The organism is Microcoleus sp. D3_18_C2 (assembly GCF_036702395.1).
In the GTDB taxonomy this organism is placed as follows: Bacteria; Cyanobacteriota; Cyanobacteriia; order Cyanobacteriales; family Microcoleaceae; genus Microcoleus.
This window is the reverse complement of sequence record NZ_JAUBTG010000103.1, coordinates 1-9,110: the sequence shown is the minus strand read 5'-3', so window position 1 is coordinate 9,110 and position 9,110 is coordinate 1. Positions and strand designations below refer to the sequence as shown.

The 9,110-nt window shown below is 42.6% G+C and carries 7 protein-coding genes; 5 read left to right on the top strand and 2 right to left on the bottom strand.

The window, feature by feature from the left end:
* Nucleotides 1–64 precede the first annotated feature (64 nt).
* The 3 genes from QUA88_RS28705 (at nt 65) to QUA88_RS28695 (ending at nt 5,107) form a co-directional block, all read left to right on the top strand.
* Complete coding sequence (locus QUA88_RS28705) at nt 65–1,933, top strand: helicase-related protein (RefSeq protein WP_333275121.1); 1,869 nt, start codon at nt 65–67, stop codon at nt 1,931–1,933.
* A 652-nt stretch (nt 1,934–2,585) separates the two neighbouring features.
* On the top strand, nt 2,586–3,878 hold the full coding sequence (iscB, locus tag QUA88_RS28700; protein WP_333275118.1) for an RNA-guided endonuclease IscB: 1,293 nt from the start codon (nt 2,586–2,588) through the stop codon (nt 3,876–3,878).
* A gap of 47 nt (nt 3,879–3,925) precedes the next feature.
* A complete protein-coding gene (locus QUA88_RS28695) occupies nt 3,926–5,107 on the top strand; it encodes a hypothetical protein (RefSeq protein ID WP_333275115.1) in 1,182 nt (393 codons plus the stop codon).
* 516 nt (nt 5,108–5,623) lie between these two features.
* Here QUA88_RS28695 and QUA88_RS28690 read toward each other — a convergent pair.
* Nucleotides 5,624–5,950 (bottom strand): hypothetical protein, encoded by a 327-nt coding sequence (locus tag QUA88_RS28690; protein WP_333058618.1) that lies wholly within the window; start codon nt 5,948–5,950, stop codon nt 5,624–5,626.
* 176 nt (nt 5,951–6,126) lie between these two features.
* Between QUA88_RS28690 and QUA88_RS28685 the strand changes: the two genes are divergently transcribed.
* The gene (locus QUA88_RS28685) at nt 6,127–6,429 is read left to right on the top strand and encodes a hypothetical protein (protein ID WP_333058617.1); all 303 of its coding nucleotides are present in this window, start codon (nt 6,127–6,129) and stop codon (nt 6,427–6,429) included.
* A 257-nt stretch (nt 6,430–6,686) separates the two neighbouring features.
* On the opposite strand, the gene QUA88_RS28680 is transcribed toward QUA88_RS28685, so the two are convergent.
* On the bottom strand, nt 6,687–7,967 hold the full coding sequence (locus QUA88_RS28680; protein WP_333058616.1) for a transposase: 1,281 nt from the start codon (nt 7,965–7,967) through the stop codon (nt 6,687–6,689).
* A gap of 542 nt (nt 7,968–8,509) precedes the next feature.
* Between QUA88_RS28680 and QUA88_RS28675 the strand changes: the two genes are divergently transcribed.
* Entirely contained in the window at nt 8,510–9,079 is a 570-nt protein-coding gene (locus QUA88_RS28675) for a hypothetical protein (RefSeq protein WP_333275111.1), read from the top strand.
* Nucleotides 9,080–9,110 lie beyond the last annotated feature (31 nt).

The window sequence follows — 9,110 nt, the reverse complement described above, 5'->3', positions numbered from 1 at the left end:
AATTAATAATTAAATGGGGTCGAAAAATTAAAAATAAGGGTAATGCTTGTATCACAGTTTAAATGTGCAACAGCTTACCGTTGGCAATCCCGTTAAATTAGCGAAGTTACTATCTGGTAGAAGTCGAAAGCGAAATATCAATAAACCCGAGCGGTTAGTTTGGATTAACTCTAGCGGAGCTGCTATCCCAGAACGGCAATTAATTGTTACTAAACCCACTCATGATGCTAATTCCGATGTTGCTCGCATCATTATGTTTTTGTTGCAGCAAGGGCAAAGCGGAATTTGCTTCGGTAACGGCAGACAAGCAATTAAGAACTTGTGGGCAACTTTTAAGCAAGAAGCTGTAACTCAAACTAACTCGGGAATTGAGTCGCAAGTAGCAATTTTCTACGGCAGTTTAACAAGCGAGCGCCGCATGGAAATTATTAACTCTTTGCAGTCAGGAACAGTTAAGTGTATCCTCAGCACTAGCGCTCTCGAAGCAGGTATTGATTTGCCTCAACTTGACTTTGCTATTATTAGGGGATGGCCGGGAAGCTTGCAAGCTTTTAGGCAGAGGGCTGGCAGGGCTGGTCGCGCAAACTCCGGTTTAATTGTTTTCATTCCTATTGCACAATCACCTTTGGATAACTATTTTGCCGAGCGCCCTGAATTGTTGGTGTCAGCCGAATCTGAATTGGTGAGCTTTAATGCCAATTATCCCATAGATATTGCCAAACATTTAATGTGCGCGGCTGTCGAAACAGGCATTCCTGCCAATAAGCTCAAGCACTACTTTGGCAAGAGCGCTCCTCAAATTGCAACGGCTTTAATTGAGCAAGGTGTTCTTCACAAAAGCCGGGATAAATTATGGGCTAAAGGCTTTCCCCATAAAGATGTAAACTTTCGAGGGGGAACGGGTTCTAGCACGATACAACTGGTGGATGCGGATACTCAAGAAGAGATTGAACTCCTCAGTGCGGAGATTGCTTATCGAGAGGTATTTCCTGGTGCTATTTACCGCACGCAAAACTCAGACGGCTGTTTGGTGACTTATACTTCGCGCTCGCTCTTGAATGGCAAAGCTATTTTGCAAAACACCCCTGAAACTCGACTGTTTACTGTAGCGATTAGCCACACTCATACCAGCCTCAAGCAGAATTTGAGTTTGCCTCAACAAATCCCGTTGGTCATTCCAGAAGTTGAAGGAAATGTTCAAACCAATTCAACGGATAGTAAGGCAATTCCAGCTCAAGCTATTCTGGAACTGGTTTGGGGAGAAATTAGCCAACTCGTCACTGGTTATCAATTATTAACTCGCAATTACGAGTTAACTTGTCTCAATAGAAAGTGTGTCAATTACAAAGAGCATTTATCAAAATGTACTGCCTGTCCTGTTTGTGGCAAGAGAACTCGCTCTGCTGAGCTAACATCGGTTCTTAATGAGGTAAACTTTGAGCAACCTTACGAAATCAAATTTGCGACTCCTGTACTGCAAATTAGTTTGAATTCCCCGGTTGAATGTTACCTGCAACACGTAGTAACAGCTACTCGCCAGGAATTGCTTCAATCTCAACAGCCGATTCCTCCCGGATATCAGCAGTTGTGGGAGTACCCCGCGAATTTGTTGGCTATTCACAGTTTCGGTCATCAAATTTTAGCAGCTTTACCTCTGACTATTTTGGCTTCAGCTAATGATGTGAATTTTCTGGTAGAGAAGAGAGGTGCAAATGACTATGCAGGACTCTTTTACGATTTAGCAGAAGGAGGTTCGGGAACCTCGGAAGCTATTTTTCGTTCTCTCCCTCAATTAGCTCATGCGGCTGCTGAGTTAGCCCGCAGTTGTTCTTGCAGTTCTGGCTGTCCTAAATGTTTGATTCAGCCGGGATGCCCTGATGGTAACAAAGCTTTACTCAAGCAGGTGGGGCTGCTGCTGTGCGAAGCATTTTAAGAATAGGGGGAGTGGGGAGTGGGGAGTGGGGAGTGGGGAGTGGGGAAATGTGGAATTATTGACCTCCACTTTATCATTCCAATGAAACCGGAAACGATCTCACCTCATAAAAATTATCAAACAAATAGGCAATTGTTCAACATTGCTTCGAGAGCGATTCTAATTAGGAAAAGCTACTCCCCACTCTCTCTTCCTCTCTTCGGGAGCATCTCATATTTGTAAAAACACTTCTTCTGGCTCCTTCCTTCTTCCTCCTGCCTTCTGCCTCAAAACTTAGATTTCTAGCTTGCTTGGCTGCTTTCATTGAGATGCTCCCGTCTCTTCCCCACTCCCCACTCCCCATTCCCGACTCCCCTTCTTAAAATGTGTGAACCGCTACTGCGGTTTTTAGAGGTGCATTTTTCAGACTTGTACTCGTCAGGAACCTCAGCCTAAAGGCATGAGGCTTGCCGGAGAAATCCAGTAAGCCATTCTGACCAGCCACAGTCTTAACTGACTACATTTCGAGAGTCACGACACCCTTAGATGCGTGCTAGTCTTCTGCTCTGTCGCTAACAATTAAACAGTTTTACGGTCACTGAAACAGTGTTGTTAGCTTAACAAGCTCTTGAAATATTGGCGAAGCAAACATTACCCCGCAAGGGAGAATTTCATGCAAAACTATACCTTTGTACTGGATCCAAATAAACAACCACTACATCCCGTTCATCCTGCCGTGGCTAGAAGATTACTCTCGAATGGCGAAGCTGCGGTCTTCCGTAGATACCCATTTACCATCATTCTTAAACGTGCTGTCAATACAACTGAACAGTCGATGGCGTTCCGCCCCGCAAGCTACGAGATCAAACTCGATCCCGGTAGTAAAACTACGGGAATTGCGCTACTAAAAGGTGAAAATATCATCTTCGTAGGTGAGCTAAATCACAGAGGACAAGCAATTAAAGCTAGCTTGGATTCTCGTCGTGCTATCCGTAGAAGTCGTCGAGCTAGACATACCCGCTACCGTCAAGCGCGTTTCCTAAATCGCATTCGTCCGAAAGGTTGGCTAGCTCCTAGCTTAAAACATCGAGTAGATACTACGCTGACCTGGGTAAACAAATTCATCAAATTTGCACCCGTAAATAGTATTGCGATGGAGTTAGTTCGATTCGACCTTCAACAACTAGAGAAACCTGAAATTTCTGGGGTCGAATATCAGCAAGGCGAATTACTTGGGTACGAAATCAGAGAATATCTGCTCAACAAATGGGAGAGAAAATGTACTTACTGCAAGGTAGAAAATATTCCTTTGCAGGTAGAGCACATTCATCCCAAGGCAAAAGGAGGTAGCAATCGAATCTCTAATCTGTGTCTAGCTTGCGAAAAATGTAATCTCAAGAAAGGTACTCAAGATATTAACGACTTCCTTTTAAAGAAGCCAGATTTGCTCAAGCAAATTATGGCACAAGTCAAACAACCACTCAAAGATGCTACCGCCGTCAACTCAACCCGCTGGGCATTGTTTAATCAACTCAAGCTAACGGGATTACCTGTTACGACGGGTTCCGGCGGGCAGACAAAATACAATCGCACTCGATTAGAGTTGCCCAAAACTCATTATTTTGACGCTGCTTGTGTTGGCAAGGTTGATAAATTAATTGTGTTAACCACTCAACCATTGTTAATCAAGGCCAACGGTCACGGCACTCGACAAATGTGCCGCACTGATAAATTTGGTTTTCCATCTCGTTATGTACCTCGTGACAAATTTGTCAAAGGTTTTCAAACTGGCGACCTTGTTAAAGCAGTAGTAACCAGGGGAAGGAAAGTTGGTCAATATATTGGTCGAGTGGCTGTTCGCAGCAGTGGCTCTTTCAATATTTCGGCAAAAGAATTGGTACAAGGTATTAGCCATAAATACTGTCAGACTCTTCAGAGGAAAGATGGATATTCATACCAATTTTAACTCAAGTAAAGCCGTCTTTTAAGACGGGGTTTGTACCCATTATTTTGATGAAAAACAAGCTTGTCTTGCCAAGTATTGACTCCAAAACTAGAGAGTCAATGCTGTTACATTTCAGAAATCAACCCTATAAACAAAAGAAAAAGCAAGCTTTAATCCCCAACCTCAAACGAGATTTAAAGCCGGGCTGGCTTTTAACAATTCTCGCACAAATAGACCGATGTTTGTGGGGAAGGTGGGATTATTGGGCTTTGTGTCAAGCTGTCCCCGCTCATGCCTGGATGCGGTGGAAGATGGAGCCAATGCTAGCCATTCTGGAGAACAGAAAACCAGAAAATTTACCCAAATTTGTAATTGAGGAAACTTTGCCAGCAGAACCGATTCCCCAAATCGAATGGCAGCATTCTCCTACCGCAGAAGCCATGCTAGATAACACTCTCAATTGCATTCCTCAACATGGAGAATGGAAAACTTGGTCAGCTTGGGACTATTTGGAGTTTTTCTTGGACTGGGTTTTGTTCGCATTCGGACATCCAGCTTACAAGATTTTACCCAAAGAACCTGCCGGCTGTGAAGGTGCATCAATGCGTCTTTATCAGATGTTTGACCTGTCAATTCTCATGCTGTATCCTGAAGATTACATGGGCCGGCTGCTACCCCAAATTTGCGGAAAGACTGCTCAAAAAACTTCAGGGTTTTATCCGACACCTTTAGCTTTGTGTCAGTTGATATCTAAGTTAGTCAGTGGTGATAAGACAGAGCGAATTTCCAGCTTCAATGAACCCGCTTGCGGTACGGGTGCTTTAATGTTAACACAGTCGAATTACTGTCTGAGCGGTATCGGTCAAGATATAGACCCTACTCTGTTAAAATGCGCTTTGTTTCAGTTTTATATGTTTTCACCTTGGCTGGCTGTTCCGATTTGGTGGTTGGGTCAAACTGATTTGCTCCTTGGCAATACTTTAAGTAGCGATCGACCTCAATCAATAAACGCTGCTTACTGGTATAATGAGTGGTTTGAGCCAGTCGAGTCTCAGACTAAAAATCATACTGATTGTCTAGTCGAACATGAAATAAGTTCAGGAGAAAGCTCAGAAGTTATTGACTTGAATGATCAGACATCAATTCACTCTAATCCCGTAGTTCAAGAAGTTGTTAAGGGCAAACGCCGACCCAGAAATACGACAACATCGCCTCATCAATTTACGCTGTTTAATTTGGATGATTTTTAGCCCAATAGCTACCTATTGAACAATTGTTGTGGTGTAGGTGAAGAGTTGAGTTCAAATCACCTCTACGTTATTCTCATTGTTACGAACCAAGCTATCGATATCGTTGGTAAGCTATCACGCATGAGTTCGGAATTCGGAAAGCAACAAGCCGAATATAACGCTGTCAGACACTCAGTTGTGAGCGCGACTACACAACCAATTTAGGGTGCATAGACACCAGAACCTCTATCTGTCAAGGCAGATGCGCCCTAAACGCCTGTTAATTTAGGGTGCATAAACGCCAAAACCATTAATCTATCAATGCCTATGCACCCTAAATGACTCGCTTGCTTTAGAGTGCATAAACGCCAGAACCACTAATCTATCAATGTCTATGCACCCTAAACATCGGTAATTTAGGGTGCATGGATGCCAAAACCATTAATCTATCAATCGCTATGCACCCTAAACGCCGATAATTTAGGGTGCATAAACGTCAGAACCACTAATCTATCAATGTCTATGCACCCTAAAAACTTAAGGCTTGAGCTTGCCCAGATAGAACGAATGATGCTTGCCGCCTTTACGAAATCTCAAGTAGGCATAAGGACCGCATCCTTTGATTGTCTTGGATTCGATGTATCCCGTACTACCGCGCGCACCAGTAGCAGCCATTTTTTCTTCTCGTTTTTCTTCCCAGTCGGAGTCGGCTTCCAACTCCGACAACCTTTTCTCTTCAGCGTCAATTAGCACGTCAATTGCATCGAGAAGGTACTTGAGCTCTTCCAGCTTAAGTTGATAGCAATCTTGCAACACGCTGTGCAGCGTTGCAATTTTCACGGAACAACTGCGCTTTTTGGGCATAACCAGTCAAATTTATGGGGCAAAAGCGATAGCATACTCTGCAAATATCGAGTCATTGCACCCTAAACTGATAGAGCACAAGCGGGCTAAAGTTTCCACTCAAACCTCGTGTCTTGTACAATTTTTAGTATAGGCTTACCGCTTGTTAAAACTGTAGCACAGATATAAGGTCGAGCATGGGACGGAAACAGAGATCGCCTTCAGGCATTGTTTTTCGAGCGCGAGTTGCGCGACAGACACCAGAAAAACTTGAAAAGCTTGCAGCTTCTATGGGTCACTTGTACGGAGGCAAGGGAAAACCCGGTGCCCTACTAGATATGCTGGCATCTGGAGATTTGGTTCTCGTACCCAAAACCGCAACAGATGTCATCAAATCTGTGGCACAGTTTTTGGAAAAAACCGAGCAGCCGGCCGTCAAATTGGATCGTAAGCGGGGGGACGGTACTCAAACAATTCCTGCGGAGTCACAGCAAATCTAGACCGGTCTGTTCCTGATGTTGGTAAAGCAAATGATCCTTGATGGCGACTTGCTTGAATGTCTTCAGAACTCCATTCAAAAGACAGTACAAACTGAGTCCTTTGATAGCGCAAGTCAGCAATTGTTACCTCCCCGGTTTCCCTTTACAGATAGATGGTGAGTGTTTGGGAAACAGCTAATTGTCTCTAATTTCACAGAATAACGGATTAAAACTTTGCGTTTTTTTTTACCTGCTTGTAACAATACTCCGGACAGTTTTTAAGCAGCCAAAGTACCATAAGACAAGACTGAAGGAAGGTTAGGGTGATTTAAAATCAAATCCCGGTCTAAATCTAACTTATCAATAAAGGTACAAAGTAGATGCTTATTGAATTCCAGACGTTTATAAGAGGCCATAGAAAACACAAACGACTTGGCAGATGAATGACAACTAGAGAGTTCATGTTTAGCTAAGTTTAAGGCACTTAGACTGGCATTAAAATGAAAATCAAGCCGTGGCAAATGACGAGCTTGACAATCAGACAATCCTGTAAATTGCTTGGCATCACGAAAAATAAATTCAATCTGGAAGCGAGCCTGATAATATTCAATAATTTGCTCAGGTGGTAGGTGAATATCAGTGCTAAACAATAAAGCATTTTTGATTTTGCCGTTGGCTTGAACCTCAGAGATACAAACCAAACAAATTGGGCAATTCAAACAACAACTCCACACAATCAATGTATATAATGAAACTCCCGGTTTTAGGTCTTTAACAAAATTAAGACGACTCAAATCATGGCAGTCAACCTTACCATCATATTTACGTGGAGCTCCCAGTTTCTTTTGTTCACCTGTATAGAAATAGCGCAGGTTAGCATCACTTCTTAACTTGCCAATAAAGTCTAAATTTAAGTCCCGCACAGCCTCCCAGAATTTAGATCGATAGTAATAGCCATCAGCCACCAAATAACGTACAGAAGTTGGGAAGTAAAAACGAGTATTCTTTAGATGTTGTGCATAGTCATCAACTCTTGTGAGGTCAGGCGTTGAGCTTTGAGGCTCCGGTTTTTTGCGAGATTTCTTAGACCAGCAATTCTTCGGATTTTGTGGCAGTTTTTTTACCGGCGTTATGGGAGGACGTGACGGAGTTTGTTGTACACTTAAGCTATAAGATAAACGAGTCTCAATTTCGACAATAGAAATCACAGAAATTTCCAACCCCTGTTCCGATTTACCAGCTACACCATTATAAAAGTAAGCTTTACCGTCAGTTTTTTTGCCACTTTTTCTTAAAAAAGAACAATCAATAACAGCAATGACTGTGTGTTCAGGATTTAAGGCTTTTTCGAGGAAATAGTGATTTAATTGTGGAAAGTTAAATGTTTTGAGAAAGTGACGACGATAAGTTTTTTCACTCAAACAACTATAACGACTGAGATTCGTGAAGTTGATTTTGCCATAGCTCAGTAAAATAGTTGAGAATAAAGTGATTAAAAACTTTTTTTGGGGTTGACTAATCCCTGGCATTTGTTGTAAAATGGATTCAATAATCTTCATAAGGCAATCTGTTAAGCTTGTGTGTTTTTATAGCTTAACCTAAAAGAGCGCCTTTTTTTCTGTTCATTTTGGGTTCAGATTGCACTCACTTTTTTCGCTTCTGTGATTTATTGCGTAAGCGTTGCTTGCCGAAGCCATCGCATCCCTCTTGAAAAACTGTCCGGAGTATTGTTGTAAGGGCTTACTACTTATTTAGTTGAAATAAGTTGCTTGAAAAACACTTTAGTTTGTCGCAAAATTCTCTCTTTTATAAGCAAATAAAAAGCCTAAATCTTGCCTGGTTTTCGAGTAGAAAATTGGTAAGTTTTTCTCCATGTTTCTACAAAGAAAGAGGAGGCCGTGTCAGGCGATCGCCTGACCGGAGTATTTTTGCTTAAAGACTATCCAATCGAACGCAAGGTATGAATATTCTCAACATTGCTTCATGCTCTGTGACACTGGAGGGTGCAGGATGTGGGCTATAAATTTTTAATCCCATTCCGCACTCCCGGGCTTTTTCTGTGGCGATCGCCGCTATTGCTCAGTCTTTTATGCTCTGAGCAATGTACCTCCTTACTCTATCAGACCTCAATCAAACTATTCATACTAGCCCAGTACAAGAGCCGCCTCTTGTTCCTTCCTATCTGCAAGAACGCTTGCAACTGCTTGTCAAGCAAATTTTAATGGGATTACCTGTCGAGCCAATTCTCAACAGTCACCCCCAGTTCCAGCAGTGGGTTTTCCAGCTCAAAGAACTATCGCCATCACTGTTTTTACCGCAGCGAAAACTGTTTGTTGACATTCCACTTCAAACAAAACTAGACCGAACAAAAAGGAGAGTGACAGAAGAAAATTCTTCCCCTTCTCCTCCATTTAAAGTGATACAAGTCCGTACAAATGTGGGTTTAGTCAAAGGAACACCCAGACTATTTGAGTGGGCGATTCGCCATCCTGTACTGACTTGGCAAGATCGAGTTAAGTTATGGGTAGCTGCCGAATTCTTCGAGATCGAGCCTCACAAGCTGCAACTGATTATTTTGGCACTGCACCCGACTCAACCAGCAGAAAAAGTTCTGTTTGCCTGGGACAGCCAGGGGGAACGCATCTTATTGAACACTGTTCATCAGTGGTGAGTATATTTTGAGATAAATTCACCCTTCTTAG

Excerpts from the sequence above, each read along its gene's own strand:
- QUA88_RS28680 (WP_333058616.1), bottom strand. The coding sequence starts at position 7,967 with ATGAAGATTATTGAATCCATTTTACAACAAATGCCAGGGATTAGTCAA.
- QUA88_RS28685 (WP_333058617.1), top strand. The coding sequence starts at position 6,127 with ATGGGACGGAAACAGAGATCGCCTTCAGGCATTGTTTTTCGAGCGCGA.
- QUA88_RS28695 (WP_333275115.1), top strand. The coding sequence starts at position 3,926 with ATGAAAAACAAGCTTGTCTTGCCAAGTATTGACTCCAAAACTAGAGAG.
- QUA88_RS28675 (WP_333275111.1), top strand. The coding sequence starts at position 8,510 with ATGTACCTCCTTACTCTATCAGACCTCAATCAAACTATTCATACTAGC.
- QUA88_RS28690 (WP_333058618.1), bottom strand. The coding sequence starts at position 5,950 with ATGCCCAAAAAGCGCAGTTGTTCCGTGAAAATTGCAACGCTGCACAGC.
- iscB (WP_333275118.1), top strand. The coding sequence starts at position 2,586 with ATGCAAAACTATACCTTTGTACTGGATCCAAATAAACAACCACTACAT.